23 protein-coding genes and 1 tRNA gene are annotated in these 25,959 nt (G+C 41.8%); 9 read left to right on the plus strand and 15 right to left on the minus strand.

The window, feature by feature from the left end:
- Positions 1-3: 3 nt before the first annotated feature.
- The 4 genes from AB2J24_RS04285 to AB2J24_RS04300 all read right to left on the minus strand — a co-directional run bounded on the left by AB2J24_RS04285 (position 4) and on the right by AB2J24_RS04300 (position 4,708).
- On the minus strand, positions 4-1,377 hold the full coding sequence (locus tag AB2J24_RS04285; RefSeq protein ID WP_367384572.1) for a glutamate--cysteine ligase: 1,374 nt from the start codon (positions 1,375-1,377) through the stop codon (positions 4-6).
- Between the two features lie 123 nt (positions 1,378-1,500).
- Positions 1,501-2,238: a 16S rRNA (uracil(1498)-N(3))-methyltransferase gene (locus AB2J24_RS04290; RefSeq protein WP_367384573.1), complete on the minus strand. Its 738-nt coding sequence runs from the start codon at positions 2,236-2,238 to the stop codon at positions 1,501-1,503.
- 100 nt (positions 2,239-2,338) lie between these two features.
- Positions 2,339-3,523 carry a glycosyltransferase gene (locus AB2J24_RS04295; RefSeq protein WP_367384574.1) on the minus strand — a complete coding sequence of 395 codons (1,185 nt, stop codon included), beginning with the start codon at positions 3,521-3,523 and terminating at the stop codon, positions 2,339-2,341.
- 48 nt (positions 3,524-3,571) lie between these two features.
- Positions 3,572-4,708, minus strand: a complete 1,137-nt coding sequence (locus tag AB2J24_RS04300) for a DegT/DnrJ/EryC1/StrS family aminotransferase (RefSeq protein ID WP_367384575.1) — start codon at positions 4,706-4,708, stop codon at positions 3,572-3,574.
- Between the two features lie 80 nt (positions 4,709-4,788).
- On the opposite strand from AB2J24_RS04300, the gene AB2J24_RS04305 reads away from it, so the two are divergent.
- Together AB2J24_RS04305 and AB2J24_RS04310 are read left to right on the plus strand one after the other, a co-directional pair.
- Entirely contained in the window at positions 4,789-5,541 is a 753-nt protein-coding gene (locus AB2J24_RS04305) for a cephalosporin hydroxylase family protein (protein WP_367384576.1), read from the plus strand.
- A gap of 21 nt (positions 5,542-5,562) precedes the next feature.
- Entirely contained in the window at positions 5,563-6,279 is a 717-nt protein-coding gene (locus tag AB2J24_RS04310) for a WbqC family protein (RefSeq protein ID WP_367384577.1), read from the plus strand.
- 29 nt (positions 6,280-6,308) lie between these two features.
- Here AB2J24_RS04310 and AB2J24_RS04315 read toward each other — a convergent pair whose 3' ends face one another.
- The 8 genes from AB2J24_RS04315 to AB2J24_RS04350 form a co-directional block, all read right to left on the minus strand.
- Positions 6,309-6,995: a metallophosphoesterase family protein gene (locus tag AB2J24_RS04315; RefSeq protein ID WP_367384578.1), complete on the minus strand. Its 687-nt coding sequence runs from the start codon at positions 6,993-6,995 to the stop codon at positions 6,309-6,311.
- Positions 6,976-7,968 (minus strand): ATP-grasp domain-containing protein, encoded by a 993-nt coding sequence (locus AB2J24_RS04320; protein WP_367384579.1) that lies wholly within the window; start codon positions 7,966-7,968, stop codon positions 6,976-6,978. The genes AB2J24_RS04315 and AB2J24_RS04320 overlap by 20 nt, the downstream gene beginning before the upstream one ends.
- A 101-nt stretch (positions 7,969-8,069) precedes the next feature.
- Positions 8,070-9,224: a class I SAM-dependent methyltransferase gene (locus AB2J24_RS04325; protein WP_367384580.1), complete on the minus strand. Its 1,155-nt coding sequence runs from the start codon at positions 9,222-9,224 to the stop codon at positions 8,070-8,072.
- A complete protein-coding gene (locus AB2J24_RS04330; protein WP_367384581.1) occupies positions 9,225-10,082 on the minus strand; it encodes a phytanoyl-CoA dioxygenase family protein in 858 nt (285 codons plus the stop codon).
- A gap of 133 nt (positions 10,083-10,215) precedes the next feature.
- A complete protein-coding gene (locus AB2J24_RS04335; protein WP_367384582.1) occupies positions 10,216-11,445 on the minus strand; it encodes a class I SAM-dependent methyltransferase in 1,230 nt (409 codons plus the stop codon).
- Positions 11,442-12,002: a dTDP-4-dehydrorhamnose 3,5-epimerase family protein gene (locus AB2J24_RS04340; RefSeq protein ID WP_367384583.1), complete on the minus strand. Its 561-nt coding sequence runs from the start codon at positions 12,000-12,002 to the stop codon at positions 11,442-11,444. Before AB2J24_RS04340 ends, AB2J24_RS04335 begins: the two co-directional genes overlap by 4 nt.
- 19 nt (positions 12,003-12,021) lie before the next feature.
- On the minus strand, positions 12,022-12,792 hold the full coding sequence (rfbF, locus tag AB2J24_RS04345) for a glucose-1-phosphate cytidylyltransferase (protein WP_367384584.1): 771 nt from the start codon (positions 12,790-12,792) through the stop codon (positions 12,022-12,024).
- A 1-nt stretch (position 12,793) separates the two neighbouring features.
- Positions 12,794-13,996 carry a glycosyltransferase family 2 protein gene (locus AB2J24_RS04350; protein WP_367384585.1) on the minus strand — a complete coding sequence of 401 codons (1,203 nt, stop codon included), beginning with the start codon at positions 13,994-13,996 and terminating at the stop codon, positions 12,794-12,796.
- Between the two features lie 286 nt (positions 13,997-14,282).
- Here AB2J24_RS04350 and AB2J24_RS04355 point away from each other — a divergent pair, with 286 nt between their 5' ends.
- The gene (locus tag AB2J24_RS04355) at positions 14,283-14,741 is read left to right on the plus strand and encodes an Lrp/AsnC family transcriptional regulator (RefSeq protein ID WP_367384586.1); all 459 of its coding nucleotides are present in this window, start codon (positions 14,283-14,285) and stop codon (positions 14,739-14,741) included.
- 15 nt (positions 14,742-14,756) lie between these two features.
- Here the strand turns inward: AB2J24_RS04355 and rpe are convergent, their stop codons facing one another.
- Positions 14,757-15,431, minus strand: a complete 675-nt coding sequence (gene rpe, locus AB2J24_RS04360) for a ribulose-phosphate 3-epimerase (RefSeq protein ID WP_367384587.1) — start codon at positions 15,429-15,431, stop codon at positions 14,757-14,759.
- Between the two features lie 172 nt (positions 15,432-15,603).
- Between rpe and AB2J24_RS04365 the strand changes: the two genes are divergently transcribed.
- From AB2J24_RS04365 to AB2J24_RS04380, 4 genes are read left to right on the plus strand one after another with little or no spacing between them, the layout of a single operon-like run.
- Positions 15,604-16,494: a metal ABC transporter substrate-binding protein gene (locus AB2J24_RS04365; protein WP_367384588.1), complete on the plus strand. Its 891-nt coding sequence runs from the start codon at positions 15,604-15,606 to the stop codon at positions 16,492-16,494.
- Positions 16,487-17,356, plus strand: coding sequence for a manganese/iron ABC transporter ATP-binding protein (locus AB2J24_RS04370; protein ID WP_367384589.1), 870 nt, complete (start codon positions 16,487-16,489; stop codon positions 17,354-17,356). The genes AB2J24_RS04365 and AB2J24_RS04370 overlap by 8 nt, the downstream gene beginning before the upstream one ends.
- On the plus strand, positions 17,356-18,219 hold the full coding sequence (locus tag AB2J24_RS04375; RefSeq protein WP_420883615.1) for a metal ABC transporter permease: 864 nt from the start codon (positions 17,356-17,358) through the stop codon (positions 18,217-18,219). Before AB2J24_RS04370 ends, AB2J24_RS04375 begins: the two co-directional genes overlap by 1 nt.
- Positions 18,212-19,060 carry a metal ABC transporter permease gene (locus tag AB2J24_RS04380; protein WP_367384591.1) on the plus strand — a complete coding sequence of 283 codons (849 nt, stop codon included), beginning with the start codon at positions 18,212-18,214 and terminating at the stop codon, positions 19,058-19,060. The genes AB2J24_RS04375 and AB2J24_RS04380 overlap by 8 nt, the downstream gene beginning before the upstream one ends.
- A gap of 66 nt (positions 19,061-19,126) precedes the next feature.
- Here the strand turns inward: AB2J24_RS04380 and AB2J24_RS04385 are convergent, their stop codons facing one another.
- Complete coding sequence (locus tag AB2J24_RS04385; RefSeq protein ID WP_367384592.1) at positions 19,127-20,305, minus strand: EAL domain-containing protein; 1,179 nt, start codon at positions 20,303-20,305, stop codon at positions 19,127-19,129.
- Positions 20,306-20,725: 420 nt separating this feature from the next.
- Between AB2J24_RS04385 and AB2J24_RS04390 the strand changes: the two genes are divergently transcribed.
- The gene (locus AB2J24_RS04390) at positions 20,726-22,108 is read left to right on the plus strand and encodes a diguanylate cyclase (RefSeq protein WP_367384593.1); all 1,383 of its coding nucleotides are present in this window, start codon (positions 20,726-20,728) and stop codon (positions 22,106-22,108) included.
- 81 nt (positions 22,109-22,189) lie between these two features.
- Here the strand turns inward: AB2J24_RS04390 and AB2J24_RS04395 are convergent.
- A tRNA-His gene (locus AB2J24_RS04395) sits at positions 22,190-22,266 on the minus strand.
- 339 nt (positions 22,267-22,605) lie between these two features.
- Between AB2J24_RS04395 and AB2J24_RS04400 the strand changes: the two genes are divergently transcribed.
- Positions 22,606-25,899 carry an ATP-binding protein gene (locus AB2J24_RS04400; RefSeq protein WP_367384594.1) on the plus strand — a complete coding sequence of 1,098 codons (3,294 nt, stop codon included), beginning with the start codon at positions 22,606-22,608 and terminating at the stop codon, positions 25,897-25,899.
- The last annotated feature ends 60 nt before the right edge of the window (positions 25,900-25,959 follow it).

Raw genomic sequence — 25,959 nt, forward strand, 5'->3', positions numbered from 1 at the left:
AACCTAGTAAGCATATTTTTCAAAAATCGGATCCACGCTGCCGTTCCACTCGCCATGATACAGCGACAAAAGTTCTTCCGCAGGCGTTCTGCCTGAGGCAATAATCTCTTCCAGTGGTTGAAGAAAATAAGTTTCATCACTACCTGTCTCATTCATAATCCCTCGTGATCTCAATCCAGATTTAGAAATTTCGAGCGCATCCCGAGCCACGTCCAGAAGGGGTCTACCAGCAATTTCGCATTTAAATCCGTCACGCGGCACCTGATCCCGCAAACCCAAGACATCTTCATATGTCCAATCTTTGGTCAATTCCAACGCATCTGACATCGCATTATCATCATAAAGCAGACCAACCCAAAAGGCTGGCAATGCGCATATGCGCTTCCACGGACCGCCATCAGCTCCACGCATTTCGATAAATTGCTTTAGACGCACATCGGGAAAAACCGTGGATAGATGATTTGTCCAATCGCCTAAAGTTGGCTCTGGATTAGGTATTTCGCCTTTGAGAGCACCGTCTCTAAATTGACGAAATGTGACATGGGTTACATCGTGATATTTGCCATCGCGCAACACAAAATACATTGGCACATCGAGTGCCCATTCAACATATTTCTCAAACGAAAAATTACCTTCAAACACGCAAGGCAGTATTCCTGCGCGTGCATTATCAGTATCGCGCCAAATATCTCCACGCCATGATAACAAGCCGTTTGGCTTTCCATTCGTGAAAGGAGAACTTGCAAAAAGAACCGTCGATAGCGGCTGCAATTTCATGCTAGCCTGCATTTTTTTTCGCATGTCCAATTCGGAACAAAAGTCCAAATTAACCTGAATGGTACAAGTTCTATACATCATATCAAGACCTTGCGTGCCTACTTTCGGCATATAATTGGTCATGATATCATAGCGGCTTTTGGGCATTCTCGGCGTTTCTTCAATCGTCCATTTTGGACTACCGCCAAGACCAACAAACTTTATACCCATTGGTTCTGCCACCTCTTGAAGGTGTCTTAGATGTTGATTTGATTCAGAACAGGTTAGATGAATATTCTCAAGAGGTGCGCCGGAAAGTTCAAATTGCCCGCCGGGTTCCAGCGAGATAGCTCCACCTCCGCTTTTCGCCGCAAGACCGATAATTTTTCCCGCATCAGTGATTGGTTCCCAGTCAATTTTATCAGCCATGCCATTAAGCAACGCAGATATGGACCGTTCACCTTCATAGGGCACCGGAGAATGATCATCTGCAAAGAAAGCAAACTTCTCATGTTCTGTACCAATCCGAAAATCTTCGCGTGGTTTATTTCCAGCCTCAAGATACTCAACCATTTGATGGTATGATGTTAACGGGGTCTCATCTGTTGTGTCGCGTGCCATTCTCAACACCCTTTTACTAATTGTTGTGCAAGCTCGCTCGCATTTTTCTCATTTGATTGAACGTTTAATGCATATGGTGCAAGCAAAATTTATTTAAAGAGCGATCAAAAATAATTCATCTCTTTAATTCCAATCGCCAATTGTCGCCTGGATTATTGAAATTGCCGACACCATTGCCGTGTCAGCGCGCAAAATCCGAGGTCCTAGCGGTATAGATGAAACGTGGTCCATTTCATTCAATATTGTGCGCTCTTTCTCAGAAAACCCGCCTTCTGGGCCAACTAAAACAGCGATTTCTTTGCTAGCTAATTCTTGGAGGGTAGGTATCGGATTGTTAATCTCATGACCTTCATCACAAAAGACTAGATGCCGTTCATCATCCCACTGAGTAAGAATATTTAGCAGTTTTTGCGGAGTACGCAGTTCTGGAATAGAAAGAACGCCACACTGTTCAGCTGCCTCAACAATATTTGCCTCTAAGCGCTTTTCATTTACTTTATGCAGCTGTGTATGATCTGTGAAAACAGGCTGAATGATGCCAGCTCCCATCTCAGTCATTTTTTGCACCATATATTCAAGTCGACCGACTTTAATGGGCGCAAATAGAACCATCAAGGATGATTGTATGGGTTGAGTTCTGACCAATTCAGTTAAAGCAACACTGGCTTTTTTTCGCCCTATGTTTTTAAGCTCACACTGCCACTCACCATCTCGACCGTTAAAAACAAGAAGCTCAGAACCTTCTTTTAACCGCAGAACATTTAGAAGATAATTGGAATGTTCTCGATTTAAATCAAGCATCATCCCCGCAGACAAATCAGCGTCGACATGTAGCCTTTGGAGACGAAAGTTTGCGCGCATATCGGCTATCTAATTATGTCCATAAACGATGGGTTTATTTTAAGAGCTGAGGGACAGAGATTCAATGCAAGCAACAGATTAATTGAGAACTCAATTCTAACTAAGCTGCCTTTTTGGTTTTTTCAACCAATTTAAGACCAATACTCCCGGTAGTCGGTACAAAATTCTGAAACACATTATAAAATTCTGCGGGGTTGGTTGATCCAAGTGCATTTTTATCAAGAAATAAAAACCCGTGAAAACACCCAATTAAATCCTTCTGCATTAGGAGTTTTTGATTGAATTTCGGCGCAAATAGTTTAGAAAATTTTCCATTATGCCAATTCTCAATAGCTTTTTGATATAAAGTAGATAACTCCCCGAAACGTTTATCGGAGTATAAAGCGTTACATTCCTCTTCACGCCATTTCACAAAATTACTCTCCCAGCCTTCCACAAAAAACTCATCGCCATATCTATCTACTAGCCATCTAAGAACAATCGCACCAAAAATTTTTGGGCTCCAATCGCTGGCGAATGGAAATTCTGAAAGATTGTCAATAACATTAATATCTCGATAAAAATGGCTTTTTTTATGTTCGATATCATCTAAAATAGATGCTTCCGAAAGCATGTCCTCACTATGTGTACATAGAACCGATAAAGCGCGCCCTGTGAACGCCAGTTCATTGGCTTCGGCCAACACTTTATATCCAAATTCATAGGAAGTGATTTGATGTTCAAAATAAACACCACCGAATTTATGGCGAATTCTCTCAACTAATTCACGTTTAACAATTCCATGGTATATACTAAAGGGAATTAAACCTTCTTTTTCGTACCCAAAGAAACGATCTCGCATTTCATTTTTGTCAACAATGTAGGCACCGTGTTCTGTACTAATTTTTGTCGCCCGAACTTCGCTTCTTTGCTCCGGCCAATCATAATCAACTTTGTTCCAACCCAAAGATTCTACTTGCGGACAGTCAAGTTTCATTCGTCTGATGACTTCAATAATTTTTGGGTCAATGTAGTCGCCATCTAAAATAAAAGTTAACCAGTCACCATTGCATTCAGGTATTGCTATATTCCAATGCTCTTGTCTATCTTTTGCCGCCACGTGCACATAACGCACGCGATCATCTTCTAAACTACCGATATATGTTTTAAGTTCATTGGGAGTTTCAGACGCATCAATGACTAATAATTCAAAACCCAACTGCGCATCTCGTAAGATCCCGGAAATTGTAGTTTTGCAAGTATCTTGGTTATCGCGAGTTAGAACACAAATTGATAATTCTGGCATGATTTTAAACCTATCGTTTTATCAAGAGAATACGGTTTAAAACTTGCTTCAAACTGATTGTGTGATCTGTAATAAAGTTTCACAGATGTACTTAATTTCACCATCCGTCAATCCATAACCTGACGGTAAATTTAGACCATACTGTGCAGGCAAGTCTCCTGCCAATTCCTCGCTTAAAAAACGAGAGGATTGAGGGAAGGCTTTATAAGCTTCAATCGTTGAAAGCCTAGAAAAGAACGGCCGCGTATCAATTCCACATAAACGCAATCGACGTTGTAAATTGAACTTATCTGTCTTCTGATCACCATTTTGCACCACAGTGACCATCCAATAGGAATTTTTTGTGCTCTTTGGTTCGGCATTTAATGAGATATGCTCCTGTCCAACTAAGAGCTCACTGTAACGTTTAAAATTCTCTCTTTTATACGCGACGAGTTCTTCTACTCGCTCCATTTGCGCAATGCCGATTGCTGCCTGCATCGCGCTCATTTTATACTTGAATGCGACGTTAGAATTTTGAAATAGTCTGTCACCTAAAGGCCGACCATGATCCCTCAAACATAAAATAAGTTCATGAAGGTCATCATCATCTGTAACAAGCATACCACCCTCACCTGTCACAAGTGTCTTAGATCCATGGAAAGAAAATATGGAAGCACTGCCAAATGCTCCAGCCTTCCTACCATCCATTTCGGAGCCTAACGCCTCGGCTGCATCCTCGATAAGGATTATGTTATGCCGTTCTGCAATTTCCTTAAGCTTTGCCCAATTGCAAACCGAACCATAAAGATCAACTCCTATAATCGCTTTTGTATTCGGTGTTATTGCAGCTTCAACTGCTTGGGGGTCAAGACACCACGTATCGGCCAAAATATCAACAAAAATAGGAGTTGCTCCGACATAGGAAATCGGTGCCGAAGATGCAATCCAAGTGACATCAGGAACAATAACTTCATCACCGCTACCAACACCATGTGCAGCTAAAGCTAGATGAAGTCCGGCGGTAGCATGAGGCAAAGATATCGCATATTTTCGTCCAATATAGGCAGCGAACATCTCTTCAAACTGCTTATTATATTTATAGTGATCGACACCCCACGCGTTAAGAGCGGCATCTCTTGCCAACTCTCCCTCACGCTCTGTTATCCACGGCCTTGCAACTGGAATAAGCTTATCATGTGTCATCTATAAATTTCCATATTACCACGATCACGTATATTATCTGTCATAATCACATGATTCGTATAATCAGACTATGGTAAATTATGACATTACAGGATGACCGAGCAGCTTTTGAAGCTCATAAAATGAAGCAATCTATCGCGCTTGGTAAAGATATTGCTGTTTTTAATAAATCTACAGAAGCTCTTCATGCACTCGATGAATATGACTATGCATACTTATGGAGCTGGATGGGAGTTCCCATTATCCAAATGCCTGCTGATGTTCTTGCAACGCAAGAAGTTATTTGGAATACAAAACCAGACATCATAATAGAGGCCGGTGTGGCACGAGGTGGCTCAGTCATTTTCATGGCATCTATCCTTGCTATGCTAGGCAACAATGGAAAAGTAATTGGCGTAGATATTGATATCCGACCGCATAATCGGAACAGCATCGAAAATCACCCCTTGTCAAAACACATAACACTCATTGAAGGTGGATCATCAGACAAAGAAACTTTGGCAAAGGTAGTAGCTGAAATCCCTACCAATGCTCGGGTAATGGTTGTACTGGACAGTGACCATACGTACGCTCATGTTTTAAGTGAATTACGTACCTATGGACCGATTGTCACCAAAGGTTGTTATTTAGTCGTTGCTGATACTTTGCTTGGTCGATTGCCAGAAGGCAAAGCTCCGCAAAAAAGAGCGCGGATATGTGATGTGGGAGATGAACCCTTAGCTGCACTTACTGATTATTTAGCGGAAAATGATCGTTTTGATATTGACGAAGCACTTAATGGTAAACTGGTTTTATCTTCATCTCCCGGCGGATATTGCCGCTGTGTTAAATAGAATCAACGAGAAGCGCTCATAATGACCCGAGTTGTTATTTCCCAGCCGATGTATTTCCCATGGGCTGGTTTTCTCGCTCAAATGAATTTAGCAGACATATTTGTCTGGTTAGATGATGCACAATTCTCAAAGGGCTCATTTACTAATCGTATACAAATTAAATTACAGTCTGGTATAAAGTGGATGACCGTTCCTCTAACCGGTAAGGGCACAAAACAGCCAATCAATAAATTACAAAGCAATGGCGAAAAATGGCGATTAACTCATAAATCGATGCTAACTCAAAGTTTGATTGGACAACCAAACTTTAAACAAGCGGTAGATATTTTTGATGCGGCGCTTTCTTGCCAGTGCCTCTGCGAAACACTTATTGCCTCAGCGGAACTCCAGGCGCAATTTCTAGAAATTTTACCGCAAAAAATTTATCGCGCAAGTGAACTTAAAATCGACGGAAATTCAAGTCAGCGTGTTCTAAACATTTTAAAACAATTGAATTGCTCCGATTACGTCACTGGTCATGGCGCAGCAAACTATCTGGATCATGATGCTTTTAATACTGCTGGAATTTCTGTCTCATATATGAATTATGATATTCTGCCATGGGAACAAAGCTTTGGTAAATTCTCACCATATGTCACAGGTTTAGACTTGATTGCTTCTGGTGGAAAGGCAGCCCAAAAAAACATAAACCTTTACACAGAACCTGCATCCACGTTTTTGGCAAATATACAAAGATAACCGCTCCACAGTTGACTTTCACAGTCCTGCTAAACAGTTATGATTTCGCTTTGACGCCCACCAATCTGTGTTCCAGTTCGTAATCCATAGTATTTAAACGCTTCGTAATTACGTTCCTGCATAGCTCGTATTGTTCGTTCAACATCGTAGTCGACCCTATGACAAATTACTTCGTCATGGGTAATTGTTGCATATGCAGCCCTAGGATCACCGTCTCTAGGTTGACCAACTGAACCTGGATTACAGAATACTTTTTCACCAATTTTGATAACGGTCTGGACATGTGTGTGTCCTACGAACATACGGAGTACATTTTTTGGAAAAGTAGCTTCATTGACTTCATAAATGTATTGATCCATTGGATCCTGTGGCCCACCATGGAAAAAAATATCCGTCCCATAAACGAATTTTTCTTTCCCCGTATCTAACCAATTTATACTCTCATCAGAAAGCATTTCTCTGTGATCATTAATAATTCCCGCAACAACTTCTGATCGCTCGCAGTTCTTACCAGTCGTAATATAGCTATCGTGATTACCTAAGAGAAATGGTATATTTCGCTCACGAATTAACGAGATGCATTCATCTGGTTGCGCATTATAACCCACAATATCGCCCAGACATAAAATATCAGATATACCTTGGCGATCAATATCAGCAATAACAGCCTCTAGAGCAGCAAGATTTGCATGAATGTCAGATATAATTGCTTTCATAAACTATGAAGTCCGCTGAATAACGTTGGGCTGCTCCGAATTTAATTTGAGGTTCCGCAGGCCGCTTACCCCTCAAAAAATAATCAACACACATTTCGGCTTCATTAAACCCGAAGCTTGTTCGCAAAGAACAACTAGATGAGAATCGTGGATTAATCTCTAACAGGTATGCTTTACCTGCGGCAACTCGAAATTGAAGGTTTGTCGGCCCAACAGGTTTAAAATAACGCATAAGCTTTCGGCTTGTTTCCAAAATTAATGGATGATCTACAACTTCGGCCAAACCAGTATTTCCAGACCGCGTTAAGCGCCTGCGCATAATTATCATTTCATCTAAGAACTCGCCATTGTCCAATCCAAAACAACCAACCGTATATTCTTCATGATCCGTTCCAATAATGGGTTGCAACATCCAATTTTCGTTATTCGCTTTCTGGGTCCAATAAAGAAAGTCCGCTTCATCTATCAACAGTGCGTGTCCTTGAGAACCTTCTCCTCTTCGTGGCTTTAGCAACAATGGAGCAGGCCCCATCATCTCTAGGGCATCTGACCAACTTTTTGGTTGGGCACTTGGAATCCTTGGTACATCTAAACTCTCCAAAGCCTTGTAGAAGTTCATCTTATCGCAGGCAACAGATATCAGAGCTGCAGAGTTTATACCCAGACGCACACCGGCAGCCTCAAACGTCATACGATGCGCATCTACAAAGTCTAAGTCGATGCTAATCGCAGGTAGAATCAAGTCAATTCTCTTTTGCTGTAGTAGCTCTAACCAGAATTCTAGATACTCAGGTGAACGATCATCTACTTTTGGCTTACAAACAAATTCCTCACACAAGGAAGAACCATACGCTGAATATGAGCGATCAAGTCCGATAATACTTGTACGTTTATCATTGCGTAGGCCCAATGCAACTCCTTGCCCAATAAGTGCTCCCATTCCAGTAACTAAAACGTTCAAACTTTTAGACATTATGCCGTAATCTTTCATCTAGCCAGTTTGTAGCCAAGCTCTGCATATTTTACCTATGAACATTTGAATTAAACATTACATCAAATGACCAACTTCATCGACTACTCAAAGAAAAATATCGGAATACCGCTATCTTCGATAATAGGTACCTGACTAATAATGCCACGAGCAGATTTTGGATTTATCCCTGCAAATAGAGCATTAATCTCTTCCGGCATTTCAGCAGGCTTATAGACTGGAATACCATGATTTTTGCCACCGGCCAAAAATTTATTCTGATCTAAAAAACATACTACGCGCTCTGGTTCTTTCAGGCATGAGAATACAAAATTCCCATAAAAACCAGCACCATAAATGGCGCACAAACTATCTTCAGGTAAGTCGGCTTCAAAAGACTGTATTCTCCCTTTAACCCCGCCCCAGAAGCTTGCGAGTTCTAATCCAATACTTTCAAGTTCTGGCGTTATCTGAATATCCTCAGGTATGGCTGATTTATCTACTTTCGCACGGACTACAAAAGCAGCCTTATAAGCATCATCATCGATTTCTATTTCGCAAAACCCTGCACGTGTCATCATTTGCAATATTGAGCTCTTGCTGAAATGATTGACGTGATCCACGACCACAAAGTCACCTGGGTTTTTAAGGATATTTGGGACAAGAAAACAGAAAATACCGCCGTCTCTCAAAACATTTTTTACTTCAACCAATATTTCCGAAAGGTTAGGGATATGTTCCAGTGCAAAGAAAGACAGTACGACATCCATTTTGTCAGCCCATTCGGGGTTTAATGTATGTGTGCACCATTCTGTTGATTTCGGAAATTGCTCCCAATAACTTACATATTTGTCGGTCACATCAAAAAGAAATGGCTTAACATCCGCTTCAATATCCAGAAGCTTGAGTAATGTGGGCGCTTTAGCGCAGCCAAAATCCAAAACATTTTTGTGAGTTTTCAGATTAATTTTGTCCGCTAACACACTTGCTTCATGTTCACTTCTGTAGATCTCTTTTCCATCAATAATTGCGTAGAGTTGGTCATCATCGGAGCTATTGACATTAATTTCATAATCATCCGCATAAAATTCAATAAGATTGGGAAGCTCATCTGTCTGCAAATGATCACAGTTTGAACAATAAGAAACAACCGTTTTTCCCTCAATCATTTTGTTCATAGTAGTCAGCGAATATTTTCCTCCGCTTTCAAAAAATGGTTGAATATCCGAACTGTTGCAGACATTACATTTTCGCATCATTTAGCCTTTTCTACGCCCAATAGGGGTGACAATATTATTTGGAAAAACATTCTCAAGACAAGCTCCAGTTACACCAGCTGCTTTCCAACCAATTTCCGCCCCCACCTCGTCATCAAAATTGAAAAATCTATTTTGGACTGACCAGCGTGAACGCTCTGACCTATTCAAACCCGAACCGTGGATAGTAAGAAAATCCATTAACAACAGATCACCTGGGTTTGTAAGTGGCGCAATCATTTCATATTTTGAGACCGTCCTAGCCTCATCTGCAAGTCCTATGTGGTATACGCCTTGCTTATCTTTATACTTCTCAGAATATTCATAAATTCCCAAACCATTTTTATGAGAACGAGGCAAAATATTAACTGGCCCCAACTCATCTGTAATTGGTAAGAGAGGCGTCCAAAAAACTATACCATCCATACTTTGCGGTTGATATAAGAATTCTTGATGCCAATGAGAACGGAATTTATCTTCAGATGGATTATCTATACGTATACCGTAGGATCCCATGCCTATGCCTGGCATACTACATTCTCTGATTTCTCTAAACAATGAATCAGATTTAGTGTGACAGATTAATCTCAAAAATGCTGGAATTTGTTTTACAAGGTCATAAATTTCGGCAGCAAAACTGCGGTCCAATTTGAGAATTTTCTGAAAATTTGCGTCAAAATTTTCAACAGAGAATACAGTTGGATCAACACAAATTCCATGACGTTGCGCCACGCGTTGAATTACGCCATGTATACCCTCAAGAACTGGAAAAATGTCTTCCTCCAGATCAAAAAAATTTGGAAGTAATACATATCCTTCTTCGAAAAAAAAAGCCTTATCTTTATCACTTATCATACCCATATATAAGTCAAATCCCTCTAAATAATAAACTCACTTTCTGAATTACTTTCAGACCGATGCTTTATTATTCGCATTACAAATTTTGACAGCATAAATCTCTTCTGCACTGAATCAATTTCGATTTCTAAACTCTTCATTTCTCTATCGTTAATCTCGGTACTGCTGTTACAAACTTCCCACCCCAATCTCTGATAGGTAAAAGTAGTTCTTTGATCTCGTTCTTTATATTCCATGGGAGTATGACCACTCTGTCAGGCTTGAATTTCAATAACTCATCAAGGGATACAATAGGCAAGCGATTTCCGGGCATATACTTTCCCTGCTTGGCAGGATTACTATCAGCAACAATCGATATAAGTTCGTTTCCAATTTCGGCAAAATTTAAAAGCGTGTTGCCTTTAGCAGCGGCACCAAATGCAGCAACTTTCAGACCTTCAGCCTTACAGTTAATCAAATATGTTTTGAAATCATCCGACACTTTGCGTGCTTTAGCCTGAAAATCTTTATAAACTTCAAAACTAGTAAGCCCGTTGCCCACCTCCAAATCTAATAACTCATTAACCGAGCGACTCACTTTATAATAATTCACATCACTTCTCTGCGCAAATACTCGCAAACTGCCGCCGTGAAATGGGAGGCGTTCGACATCAAAAATGCTCAGCCCATTTACTTCAAATATTCTCGCTACTGCTTGTAAAGAAAGATACGAATAATGTTCATGATAAACCGTATCAAATTGGTTGTGTTTGAGTAATTCATACAGATGTGGGAACTCAAAAGTAGTAACCCCATTTGGTTTAAGTAGCGCTGTAAAGCCTTTAACAAAGTCATTTATATCAGGGACATGTGCCAACACATTATTTGCAACCATTAGATCTGCAGATCGCTCTTTATTCGCAAGTTCTTTTCCAAGTTCTTCGCCAAAAAATTCTTCGATAATTTCAATTTCTTTTTCCCGTGCAGCATGGGCAGTACTTGCTGTGGGCTCGATGCCGTAACATGGTATTTTCAAGTCCCTAGCATATTGGAGCAAGTACCCGTCATTAGCCGCGATCTCAACAATCTGACAGTTCTCATCAAGCTTAAAACGCTCTTGCATATCAGCCATATATTTTTCAGCATGAGATAACCAAGATCTCGAGAAAGAACTAAAATATGCGTAATCCTTTGAGAAAAATGTCTCGCGCGAAGCAAAGTCCCGCGTTTGAACCAGCCAACAGTTTGGACAAACGTCAATGACAAGCGGGTACGTATCCTGTTCAATAGATAACTCACTCTCGGTTAAATAAGAATTTGAAGGTGGCGCCCACCCCAAATCTAAAAAAGGAAGAAGGTTTGATTCGTTACAGTGTCTACAAGTCATCCACTCATACCTTCAAAATTATAGCCTATATGAGGGAATCCTGAATCGCGTTCCGAGAGATTAATTGGGCTAAATGGCCATTCAATTCCAATTTCTTTGTCTAATATGTGAACACCATCCTCCACGTCAGGATTGTAAGCAGTTGAATGGCAATAAATCATACGCACATTATCAGATAGTGTTTGGAAGCCATGCGCACAGCCTTTAGGGATTAACATTGCTTTATTATTTTCTGCACTAAGTACGGAAGAGAAATATTTTAAATATGTCGGCGAATTCGTTCGTAAATCAACCGCCACATCATATATCTGACCTTCAATACAGGATATAAGTTTCATTTCCGCTGACGGTTCTCTCTGGAAATGAAGCCCCCTAACCGTGCATCTATTGTTGGTCATCGTTTCATTCATTTGCGCTAGCGACCCTTGCCAGCCAAGTTGTGATAACTCTTCTTGACAATACAAACGACTAAGAAATCCGCGATCATCAGATACTTTCATACGCGTAATAACTTTGACACCATGAATTGGAGTATCCTCGATAACAAAACGTCCCATGGTCAATTTTCCAACGGTCTTACCAGCTTTTCCAAGGAGGATTACCGTTCAACCATAGATCTTCCAGAAGATTTTTCTCCCGTAATGTATCCATAGGTTGCCAGAACCCATCGTGACGAAATGCTTGCAATTCGCCATCGTGAGCAAGGCCTGTTAGCGGCTTACCTTCCCAACTCACTTTATCATTTTCGATTCGATCAAGACACCTTGGAGATAAAACAAAAAAACCACCGTTTATTAAACCAGCTTCAGACGCCGGCTTTTCTATAAAATCCTCGACTTGGGAACCACTCATTTGAAGCGCGCCAAATCGACCAGGTGGTCGAACTGCAAGGACAGTTGCGAGCTTCCTATGCTCTTTGTGAAACTTAATTGATGCTCCAATATCGACATCGGTCAGACCGTCGCCGTAAGTGAAACAGAACGCTTCTTCATCTTTCAAATACGATTCAACTCGCTTTAAACGCCCCCCTGTCAGGGTACCTTCGCCAGTATCGACTAATGTTACGCGCCATTTCTCTGCGTATTGCCTATGAAATTCAATCTGATTGTTTGCAAGATCAAAGGTTATATCCGACATATGTAAACCGTAATTGGCAAAATATTCCTTTATCATATAACCTTTAAATCCGCAGCAAATGATGAAATCATTAATCCCATAGGCGTGATAACATTTCATAATATGCCACAAGATCGGCATACCACCAATCTCAACCATCGGCTTTGGTTTCAGATAGGTTTCTTCTGCAAGACGAGACCCATATCCACCGGCTAAAATTACGGCTTTCATATCAAGCTGCTCTCTTCAAAGGCTCCAACTGGTTTAAGACAAATTCTATTGATGGCATAATACATTGCACCGCATCAAAAGCTTCTTTAGGCGTTTTTGCCCCATTGATATCAGAATTCACGTATAATTTTCCCTGATGAACCCCTTGAAAAGCAACTGATTTCCCCCCAAACTTGGCAAACTTCGGGTTGAAATACTTAAGATAACGGCCGCCTTTCCATTTCCTTAACGTTCTTGCATAAAGTTTTCTTCGTGCATTATATTCCTCAATAGTTCCTGCTGTTTCGCAGTAATTTTGAGACGCTAACACGAAATTTTTCTCCCACCCCACAACTTCCAATCCATATTCTTGAACAACCCACAGAATAGTGGAAGCTATAGCAGCTGTAAGACCATGTTCATCATGAAAAGGGAACCCGTTGGGATAGTATAAACCATGCTCTGAATTCTTGACCTCATTCACAAATGTTTTATTCCTCGCTTCCATTAGCTTGGAATCTATTACTGCCGCTGAATTGGATGCAGCACACGCGCCCATTACTGACAAGGGGCGTTGACACAATACCATCTTTTTGGCGACAAGAATCGTTTTGCAAATGCATTCATAATCAACAATTTGATGTATGAAGTACTTGCCACCAAACGTATTTTTAATAGTCTCAAGCAACTCTCGTTTTATGGCTCCGTGATATATGCCATAAGAGCACAGAGGGCGATCTGTAGCGCCTTGCCAGTAAAACATTCTACCCATCATTTCTCTTTGACTTTGAACGTAAATACCACAATCTGACGGTACAGCGATGGATGCATTCTCTGGGCGGATATCGGGCCAGATATAGTTCATTGACATCCAACTTAAAGCATCAACATCAGGTACAGTTTTTTGAAGACCCGAAATGAAGGCTGGCACATCGGGGTCAATATAGTCATCATCACCAATAACAGTTACCCATTCGCCAGATGTATACTCTATCAAGCGGTTCCAATTTTCTGCCATGGATAAGGCACGTTCACCGGGCGGTACAAGTTTGAACCGTTTATCGTCAAATGTTTCGAAGAATGCCGCAAGTGGCTCAGGATCATCTGAGTTGTCGCCAACGATCACTTCAAAATCTTGAACATCAGATTTTGCAATACTCCTGATTGTTTCGATGCAATATTTCTGACGATTTCGCGAAGGGATGCAAACGGATAGCTTTACCATTCTAGGACCTTTAGTTCTTAAACAGATATATATATATTGCTAAACTATCTACTTAAACTGTCCTGAAGCTTGATGCACGACAAGTGCACACCACAATGTTTTTACTTCAAAAACTGAAATCAAATACTACTTTCAATGACTTATGCCATTGGTCTTAAATTATCGATCATGCCAACAATAAAAGCTCATATTTTAGCAGTATTTTATCTTTTACAATCCATACATACCTGTTGTAGTAGTTGCTCACGAGACTTCTTTTAATTCTAGTGTATCGAGTGGAGGAATAGTGCAATTAGATAATTTTGACCGCAGGATACTTGCAGCTTTGCAGGAAGATGGCAGTCTCACCAATTATGCGCTATCAGAAATGATTAATTTACCGCTTGTCGATACAACGGAGCGCCGGTCCAAGCTGGAAAATGAGGGCGTCATTGACAAGTATCATGCTGTTGTTAATCGGACAGCCTCGGGCTTTGATGTTTTTGCATTTATTGCGGTGACGTTGCTTAATCATGATCGACGCAGCGCTGAGAGATTTAATGAGTTCTTGCGCAGATCGCCTCAAGTTTTAGAAGCACATGCACTTACCGAAGACATTGATATTATCGTAAAAGTAGCTGTATCAAATCTGGAAGAACTATCGAGCCTTGTAAGTGATCAGATCGAAAAACACGATTCCGTACGGAGTGCAAAAGCGCTAATGTCACTTGAGACAATCAAAGAAACGCTTGCACTACCATTATAACTAACTCTTGGATGGTTACGCTGATTTCAAGCAAGCATCTCGTATAGCTGAGATATTTGTACGATATGCTTCTTCATTTCCACCTTTAAATACAGCAGAACCTGCAACAAGTACGTTCGCACCAGCTTCCATGAGCGCACGAGCATTGGATGGGGTAACGCCACCATCAATCTCAATATCAATCGGACGGTCACCGATCATTTTTTTTATGCGCGCAACCTTATCTATCATAGCATCGATAAAGACTTGTCCACCAAATCCAGGATTCACCGTCATGATAAGAATGAGATCAAGGCGATCTAAAACATACTCGATGGCGCTTTCAGGCGTTGACGGATTAAGTGACACACCCGCTTTTTTACCCAGCGACCTAATAGCCTGAAGTGACCGGTCGAGGTGCTTTGTTGCTTCTGCATGCACGGTAATAATATCGCAACCAGCATCTGCAAACGCTTCTAAATATGGATCACACGGCTCGATCATCAGGTGACAATCGTAAATCACGTCAGAACGATCACGCACAGCGTTGATAACAGGTGGACCAAAAGTGATATTCGGAACAAAATGACCGTCCATAACATCTAAATGTATCCAGTCAGCTCCGGCGCGAATGACGGCCTCGATTTCATCTCCTAATTTTGAAAAATCAGCAGACAATACCGATGGGGCTATAATTAAATCCGTGCTCAAAAGGCACCTCCATGCTTTCTTTGCCCATGCGGTAAACGCTCGAGAGGTTCAGGTCAAGCGGATAGGTGTTCGATTTCAATCCTTACTGCGAATAATTCGCAATAAGGATTGACGTATGCATATAAATACGCGATAGCTAGTTGCGAATAATTCGCATGTAGAAGGTTTAAGAATGTCAAAATTGTTAGTTATCTCATTATTTTTTGCCATAGCAATGCTGCAAAGCGCGTCGGCCGCAAAATTACAAGTTGTCACAACATTCACAGTTTTTGCTGATATGGCAAAAAACATTGTGAAAGATCGCGCTGATGTTGTCTCTATTACTAAACCTGGCGCGGAGATTCATAATTATCAACCGACCCCAGGTGATATTAGGCGCGCACAACGCGCCGATCTTATTCTATGGAATGGTCTTAATCTCGAGCTTTGGTTTGAGAAATTCTTTGAAAACCTATCCGATGTTCCAAGCGTTATTCTAACTGACGGTATTGATCCAATCAGTATCGGTGAAGGACCTTATAATGGAAAACCTAATCCGCATGCATGGATGTCACCCAAAAATGGTGTGATCTATGTTGAAAACATGACGAAAGCGCTGATAACACACGATTCTGTCAATGCTGATTTTTATCGCCAAAACGCAGACATATATATAGCGAAAATCATGGCGGTTTCAGCCCCTATTACAAAAACTATCAGTGATATTGATGAAAATCGACGCTGGCTTGTAACAAGTGAGGGTGCATTCAGCTACCTTGCTAGAGATTTTGGCCTTAAGGAACTATTTATATGGCCAATTAATGCTGACCAGCAAGGCACTCCACAACAGGTACGTAAGGTAATAGACAAAGTTCGCGAGTTTGATATTCCTGCAGTCTTTTCTGAAAGTACAGTCTCTGCCAATCCAGCTAAGACGATAGCCAAAGAAACAGACGCAAAATATGGTGGGGTTCTTTACGTGGATTCACTAAGTAACGAGAACGGTCCAGTGCCTACATATATTGATCTTATCAATGTGACAGTTCAAACAATTGCCAAGGGCCTAAGTAAATCTGATGGATAGCTCTACTTCTAAACAAAGTGGCCTTATCGTTAGCAATGTTACCGTTACTTATAGAAACGGTAACACAGCGCTTCGCAATGCAAGCTTTGATGTTCCTAGAGCATCGATAACTGCACTCGTGGGCATCAATGGCAGCGGAAAATCCACTCTTTTTAAGTCAATCATGGGATTTGTACAATTTACCTCAGGCGAGATTTCTGTTCTAGGTAAAACTGCAAAAGAAGCGCTTGCAGATAACCTCGTAGCATATGTTCCACAGAGCGAAGACGTCGATTGGCAATTCCCTGTTTTAGTGGAAGATGTTGTATTGATGGGACGTTATGGCCACATGAATTGGCTGCGGCGAGCGAAAGCAAAAGACCATCAAATGGTTGATGAGGCGCTTGAACGCGTTGGCATGTCAGACTATCGTAAACGCCAAATTGGTGAATTATCGGGTGGACAGAAGAAGCGTGTTTTTCTTGCACGGGCACTTGCACAAGAGGGACAGGTGATCCTTCTTGACGAACCTTTCACGGGCGTGGATGTCAAAACTGAAACACAGATTATAAAACTCCTCCAGAGCCTACGCGATGAGGGTAGGGTCATTCTGGTTTCCACTCACAACCTCGGCAGCGTTCCCGAGTTTTGTGATCGTGCTGTACTCATCAATAAAACAGTTCTTGCCTCAGGGAATACAGCAGACGTCTTTACACACGCCAACCTTGAGAAAGCTTTTGGCGGCGTTCTTCGGCATTTTGTTCTTGGCGGTGAAACACTTCATGACGACGATGATACACGTCAGGTTACAGTCTTAACTGACGACGAACGCCCATTTGTTATCTATGGCGATGCAAATGACGATGGACCTGAGAAAACGTGATGGCTTATTTTCTTGAACCCTTCACCTACCAATATATGGTCAATGCGATTTTAATCAGCGCATTGGTTGGTCTCATTTGTGGTTTCTTGTCATCCTATCTGATTTTAAAGGGCTGGTCCCTCATTGGTGATGCTTTGTCCCATGCAATTGTACCTGGTGTTGCCGGAGCATATATGCTTGGGTTACCATTTGCGGCCGGGGCGTTTCTTGCTGGTGGTTTAGCCGCTGCTGGCATTATGTTTTTAAATCAACAAACAACGTTAAAGCAAGATGCAGTTATCGGAATTATTTTCACATCCTTCTTCGCGCTTGGTCTTTTTATGGTGTCAATTTCACCCGTTTCAATTAATGTTCAAACCATAATTCTGGGCAATATATTGGCCATTTCAAGTGATGATAGTGTGCAACTTGCAATCATTGGCGGCGTAACACTTTTTGTTCTTCTTCTTAAATGGAAGGATATCATGCTCGTGTTTTTCGATGAACACCAAGCAAGCGCCATTGGCATTAATCCCTTTAGGATAAAAATACTTTTCTTTACGCTCTTAAGCGCATCGACTGTTGCAGCCTTGCAGACCGTTGGGGCATTTTTGGTAATTGCGCTCGTTATAACACCGGGAGCCACTGCCTATCTGTTAACTGACCGGTTTCCAAAATTAATCTTAATCAGCTCTGCTATTGGCATGACGACCTGTTTTTTCGGTACATATCTAAGCTATTTTCTAGATGGCGCAACGGGAGGTATAATCGTCGTCATGCAGACTATACTTTTCCTGCTTGCTTTTATATTCGCTCCAAAACACGGGTTGTTAAAACAACGTTCAAAGACCAGAGAAAATTTGATGGGAGAGCAAAATGGCTGAATTTATTGAGACCTTACTGTTCCCCTTCTCTTTCCCGTTTATGCAGCGTGCATTTATCATCACACTTTTGATCGCAATTCCTATGAGTATGTTGTCGTGTCTGGTGGTACTAAAGGGTTGGTCTTTGATGGGTGATGCGGTTTCACATGCAGTGTTACCAGGCATCGTTATTGCTTATGTTCTTTCTATACCCCTAGCTATCGGAGCGTTTTGTGCAGGTCTTTTCTGCGCAGTTTCTACTGGCTATATCAAAGATAATAGCCGCATAAAAGAAGACACTGTTCTAGGAATTGTATTCTCCGGCATGTTTGGACTGGGGATAGTTCTGTATGTAAATATTCAAACAGACGTACATTTAGATCACATTCTTTTCGGCAACATGCTTGGTATTAACTGGAATGATATTTTCATAACAGCTTTGTTGAGTCTGTTATGTGGCGGCTTTATGTTTTTCAAACGCAGGGACTTGCTGCTTTATTCATTTGATAGCCAGCATGCACGAGCTATCGGACTTCCGGTGAAATTTCTGCACTATGGCCTATTAATAACGCTTTCAGTGATTATCGTTGCAAGCCTTGATGCCATTGGAATTATTTTATCAATCGCATTGCTCGTAACTCCCGGTGCCATCGCATTTCTGGTTAGCCGCACATTTAGCACCATGCTGATTGTTGCATCAACAATGACCATTTTTGCCGGAATTATGGGAATTTATCTAAGCTTTTTTATTGATAGTGCCCCCGCGCCCACAATTGTCCTGAGCTTGACTGCCATATTTATTATCGCATTTTTCGTGCAACAATACAGATTTGCCAAATTGCGCAAGGCTACCATTAGTTGAGGTTTTATTATCAGGTCGTCCAGCAAGCCCCTTCCAGTATTTAGGTATCATAACGTTGGAAACTGGCTAAATACCCAGCATGGACTTCTTAATGATCTCACTCTCAGAGACAGGAGCAGAGAAATAATACCCCTGAGCAAAGCGACAACCCAAATCATGAACAACTTTGACATCTTCTTTTGATTCCAGACCCTCCGCAACAATGTCCACATTCAAGTCACTACCAAGCCCAACCAGCATTTTTATAATGCCCCGTGAAAACGGATTTGTGCGTACATCATTTGTAAAAGCACGGTCGATCTTAATAGCTGTCAAAGGCAGTGATTTCAAATAGACTAAATTTGAATATCCGGTTCCAAAATCATCAATGGAAATACCACAACCAAGGTGCCTGATTTGCTCGAAATTCTCAGTTGTATTCTTTACATTTGGCAGTAATGCAGTTTCCGTTAATTCCAGTTTGAGGTTTTTCGGATCCAGGTCGTTTTTATCTAAAACTTGCTTTAAACTTTCAGAAAAATTATCACGGGCCATATCAACGCCAGAAATATTAACAGATGCAAAAAGATCGCTCTCATGTGAACTTTTAGTCCGTATATGTTGTAAAACCATGCAGGCTTGCTGCAGAGCATAGTCCGTTAATCTACCTATTGACCCCATCTCCTCCGCAACGAGAATAAATCGGTCAGGCGGTATATTACCAAGCCGAGGGTGGCACCAACGCATCAAAGCTTCAAAACCAACCATCCGATTATTCGCAAGTTCTATAATTGGCTGAAAAACGAGAGAAAATTCTCCCTGGTCTAGACCCTTTTCAATATCGAGTTCAAATCTGAACTTTTCGATCAATTTATGCGCATTGTGTAAGGTACTTGGTGCAAACGGTGTTTGCTCTTCCTTATCTTGTCCAAAAAATCTAGTAACAAAATCAACAGTAGTATCGAAACATGCCCTTAATATCGGATCAAGTGCCTCCAAGCGCGTTAAAATATCCTCCGCTGAGATTCTATAGGCAATACAAGGTGAGATGGCTTCAACAGTAACTGCACGCGGTTGGCCCGTCAGTACAGATGTTTCTCCCAAAATGGAGCCTGCGCCGCGCCTCTCACATTCAACACGTTCGCCGTTGACCTCATTGTACAGAAGTATTTCACCAGTTTCGATGACATAGGCGCAGTCGTTGGGGTCTCCCTCCCTGTAAAGAATATCACCTGTATTGAGCTTTACTTCAGTAACCGATTTCAAAAAGTGTACTCCTGTTAGACGGCCATCCATGCTATGGTAGAAATAAAATCTTATACCAACCTTTAGTATAAACACTTTTGCTTCAAAATTATCTAAAGATAATAAAATAGCGTTACTTTGATCTTAAAACAAACGCCTGATCAGCAACATGCGTACCTTACATCTAATAATTTTTCATATGGTTTCACTACGATAAATATTGGACGCACAAAACTAATTATCAACCATGATTTGCTATCGCACTACTCCTAACGATAGCGAAGAAAACCTTTGATCATCGCTTAAAAACATCGGGCATGGTATCAATTTGTTAGTACTTTTGGTCCAGCATAAAAGAGGTTTATCTCTGTTTTGGGGAACAGTATGAGGTCCAGTCATGAAACATGGCTGTTACTTGCCACCCAACGAATCGGATAATCAATGCACGGATACCCTTTACCAGAAAATGAGATCCAGCGTCTTACCAAGCTTCGTGAATATCAAATTCTCGATAGTTTGCCCGAGGCCACATATGACCGCGTAGTACGATTGGCCACAATAAATTTTAATGTCCCAATAGCACTAATCTCATTAATTGAAGACGAACGGCAATGGTTCAAAGCAAAAATCGGATTTAGCGAACAGGATGCCTCACGAAGTACCTCATTTTGCGCTCACACGATCTGCCAAGATGACATATATGTAATTGAAAATGCGCTCAATAGCGAAGTATTCTCGCAAAACCCATCCGTTATCGGTGATGCCCATGTACGATTTTATGCCGGTGCGCCATTGCGTGCACCAGGTGGCCTGAATATTGGCACTCTAGCCATCATAGACACTAAACCTCGAAAATTCAGCGATGAAGAGGTCTGGTCTCTCCGGTGTCTTGCGGAGATGGTGATCGACGCATTAGAAATGCGCTCCATGATTGATCGTGCCGAACGCTCTGAACAACGGCTCATTGACGCTATGGAATCGTTACCCAATGGGTTTGTGCTTTACGACAAAAATGATCGACTGGTGATTTGCAATCAACGCTACCGGGACCTTTACGCAAAAAGTGCGGACCTAATGGTTCCGGGAGCATTCTTCAGTGAAATTATCCGTAAAGGCGTAGAGCGCGGCCAATATATAGAAGCCGTGGGTAGGGAGGAGGAATGGATAGCCAAACGCCTTAAGGACCACAACAATCCAGGCGAACCTATCGAACAAAAGCTGCCGGATGATAAATGGCTTAGAGTTCAGGAGCGCCGAACTAGCGAGGGCGGTTTTGTTGGTTTCAGAATAGACATTAGTCAACTTAAACAACAAGAACGGAAATTGGAACAACTTGCCTGGACGGATAGCCTAACAAGCGCATTAAACCGCCATAGATTTATGGAACTAGCTGGCAAGGAGCTTGATCGGGCAAAACGGCATAACCATGAGATGTCATTTATGCTTCTTGATGCGGATCACTTCAAGCAAATCAACGATGAGTATGGTCATGCCGCGGGTGATGCTGTGCTTATAGAACTTGTAAAACGCTCAACCAAAGTGTTGCGGGCCCATGATTTAATGGGGCGCTTTGGCGGGGAAGAGTTTTGCGTTCTCCTGCCTGACGTTGATGCGGCTGGAGCGGCAAGGGCAGCCGAACGATTGCGCAAGGCAGTAGCTGAGCTACCATTTATCTTCGAAGGCCAATTGATCAAAGCATCCATCAGCATCGGAGTTGCCACGCTTGCTGCAGACGAAGGTTTGCGGAGATTAATGAAACGAGCAGATACGGCGCTCTATCAAGCCAAGAATGCTGGTCGCGACTGCGTTCAAAGCGCAGCCTAATAAGCGCGATTTACACTCGAATCTGCGGACATATACGCTTTATCCTAAACGATCTATCATTAGTAAATATGTTCATTAGAATGGTACGGTTGGGTGGTCTCGAACCACCGACCTCCGGATCCACAATCCGGCGCTCTAACCAACTGAGCTACAACCGCACAAAGAATATACAATTCTTACGATGAGCTGACATACGTCCCTTAGATTTTTTTTGCAAGACCCAAAGCGAAATCTAATGCAAAATTCTCTAAATGATGGCCTTCATTTCAACTTTCTGAATGAACTATGGCCAATTTTAAACTACGATTGGCCTTGTATGACTGCAGGTCCACGAAAGGGAGCTTATATTTCTGGGCTCCCTAAAATTAACCCTTTTTTAATAAATTAGGGTCCTCAAGCCTGAGTTTTATGGACCTTCGAGATATAAAACGCTATCAAAACAAGGACTAAATGTATTCTATGATCTAGGGCAGCACCGTAAAGCCATGAAAAAAATTATGTATCCTTTTATTGATTTGGCCGTTCATGACGCCATACGTAAGCCATTTTCGGACGGCAAAGCGCTCGCAATTGTAACACCCAATTTTGAGAATTTGCTTTGGGTAAATGGAGCTGCCGCCAGATTTTTTAAGTTTGATACGATCTACGACTTCATGGATGAAGGGCTGATCGATAGAAAGAAAACGAGAAAAAAACTGCGTGAAACAGCAAAGCAGTTGATGAATAACAAAGTTATCAAAACCGCAAATTTGCAAATTTTGACAAAGGGCGATGGAACAAAGCTTGATCTATCACTTGAATTAATAACATTACCAAGAGATGAAAAGGCAATTCTGGTCGTCATTAATAAAGAAATGACACCATCTCACAGTGCATTAGATGTCGACCACATAATAGCGGGCTTTGAAAACACAGGAACATGTGTTGCAGTTCTTGGCGACAAGGGACAGATGTTAGGCGCCACAGAGCAAATAGATGCACTGAAAATCGATTTATATGAACGCCGAAAAATAACTGAAGAAGCCGCAGGCGAAGCAGACAGACTTGTGAAACGTCCAATTGAAACAATCAAAGGAGAACTACCCTCCGCCATTGGGCATCTCTCCGAAGATCCAGATTTATATCTTCTCTTTGTGATTGATGAAGATGTAGATGTAGATGTAGATGTCATTGAAGATAGTCCTGTTGCCGATGTTGCTGACAACGATCATCCAATGGTATCTACGTCAGAAAAAAATGCTGATGCAACAGACAATCTTGAAACCGAAATAAATGTCGAGCCGAATATTGGCGCTGCTTCAGAAAAAGCTGGCACGATTGAAGTGGCTGGGGAACAAGCTTCAGCGACATCTTCATCTGAAAATACGGTGATTGAGAATATAGAGCCCGCAGACAAAGATCAGTTCGTTTTTGATCCAAAACAACGCGCTGTCCGTTTCGTATGGCGCACAGATGCTGCCTCAATTTTTACAGAGATCTCTCCTGAATTAGGTGAAGCTCTAGGACCCAACTCAGCGAATATTTTGGGTCGCAGGTTCGGCGATGTTGCACTTGTTTTCAATTTAAATCCAAGTGACGAAATTGCCGATCTTATACGTCGTAGAGATACTTGGTCTGGTAAAACAGTGATGTGGCCAGTTCAAGGAACAGATTTAAGCGTCCCAGTCGATTTGGCAGCCCTCCCCACATACACTCGAGATCGATTATTCGATGGCTATCGAGGCTTTGGTGTTGCGCGAATTCAAGATGCAATTCATGACCCAGAGGCTATTGGGTTTGCACTTGTTGATGGCCCTCAAACTGAGGAAACATCAAGCGATAATACAGATCCTGTAAAATCAACAGTTGACCCTGAAAACATAATTGAGAAAAATGAAGAGGCAACATCTTCAAGCAACAAAGATCCATACGATGAGGACGATCCATATCAAGGAGAAGTGCCGGCACTTGAAACGTCTGACACTCCCAAACGTCGGCAAGGTGATAAAGTTGTCCATTTAGATGAGTTACGACGCGAAGCCCGCGAAAAACTGACTGACGACGAACAGGCAGCATTTTTTGAAATTCGCGAAAAGCTTAGCAAAATTAATGATGATTTCAGCGACACTGATGAATCGGAAGACGAATTTATTGATGAAGAAAGCTCTCTTGAAGATGTCTCCTTCGATGAACTTAATAGAGATGATGATGACGCCTTAGATCAAACTCATTTTGAGGAGACCGAAACTCATAATGACGATGGCTCTGAAAAACATGACGCACCAATTGAACCGGAGTTGGAAAAATATGATTATCCTTCCACTTCAGACATGCCAATTGGGTCCGATGTCATTAATGATGAAGCCGCAGTTCTGGTCTACAGATCAGATGATTTGCTGTTCGCAAACGAAGCTTTCTTTGATCTCACAGGCTATATCGACATAGCCCAACTCAGCAAGCTAGGTGGGCTGGAACATCTGTTTATCGAAAACACCGAAGAAGTAGATTTTAAGAATGAACACGTGGGGGCAAATGATGAACTCATCATTCGCTGTGCAGATGGTCAGCATCTGGCTGTTAAATCTACTATGCATGTCACACGTTGGCAAAATGAAAAGGCTCTCAGCCTTACTTTTGACCGATTGATCAAAAACAGTTTGCCAAATGAATCTGCTTCCGAGGAATATGAACGTTTAAAAACCAAAATTTCTGATCTAAATTCTATTTTGGAAACAGCTACCGATGGTGTTGTTATAATTGGCGAAGATGGTCACATACAATCAATCAACGCCTCAGCCTCAGCGCTTTTCGACTATGATGCCAGCGAAACGGTGGGCGAGCCATTTGCCATGCTTTTTGCTTCTGATAGTCAGAAATCTGTATTAGATTACGTAAACGCGTTGTCCGAGCATGGGGTTACAAGCATCTTAAATGATGGGCGTGAAGTTGTGGGGCGCGTATCATCGGGCGGAACATTACCTCTTTCCATGACCATTGGCCGCCTCTCGGGTTCGGGCGGATATTGCGCTGTTTTAAGAGATATCACCCAATCTAGATATGCTGAAGATGAACTTCGAAAAGCAAAGAAAGACGCTGAATCTGCGAGTTCGCATAAGTCAGATTTTCTTGCACGTGTTAGTCATGAAATTCGAACACCTTTAAATGCAATTATTGGGTTCTCCGATCTCATTTCTCAGGAACGTTTTGGCCCCACTGGTCATCCACGCTATGTTGAATATGCGCATGACATCAGCAAATCCGGTCGCCATGTGCTTGATATTGTCAACGATCTTTTGGATATATCAAAGATTGAGGCGGGTCAGCAAGAATTGGACTTCCAGTCGGTTAATCTCAACAACGAGATCAATGAAGCCTTATCCATTATGCAACAAATCGCGAATGAAAATAGGGTTGTTACCAGATCAAGTCTACCATCTGATGTTCCTAACGTCGTTGCTGATCAACGCTCAATTCGACAGATATTGCTGAACGTTTTATCAAATTCAATTCGGTTCACACCGGCAGGTGGACAAATAGTTGTATCGACATCTCTTGAAGCCAATGGGCATGTGCTTTTGCGTATCCGAGATAACGGCATTGGTATGAGTAGAGCAGAGCTTGAGCGCGCAATGCAACCATTTGGTCAAGTCGGGCAAGAAACGGTTCAACGCGGAGAAGGAACCGGACTTGGTTTGCCTCTCACACGCGCTATGACGGAGGCGAACCGTGCAATGTTTGACATTATCTCTTCGCCCGGCGATGGAACGCTCGTGACAATAAACTTTCCGCCACAAAGAGTTCTCGCGGAGTAATTTAACCAACATATTTCTATAAAACATACATTGATTTTTGTGCTGGTGTTTAGGTTACAC

It is taken from the genome of Lentilitoribacter sp. EG35 (assembly GCF_040784015.1).
Taxonomy (GTDB): domain Bacteria; phylum Pseudomonadota; class Alphaproteobacteria; order Rhizobiales; family Rhizobiaceae; genus Lentilitoribacter.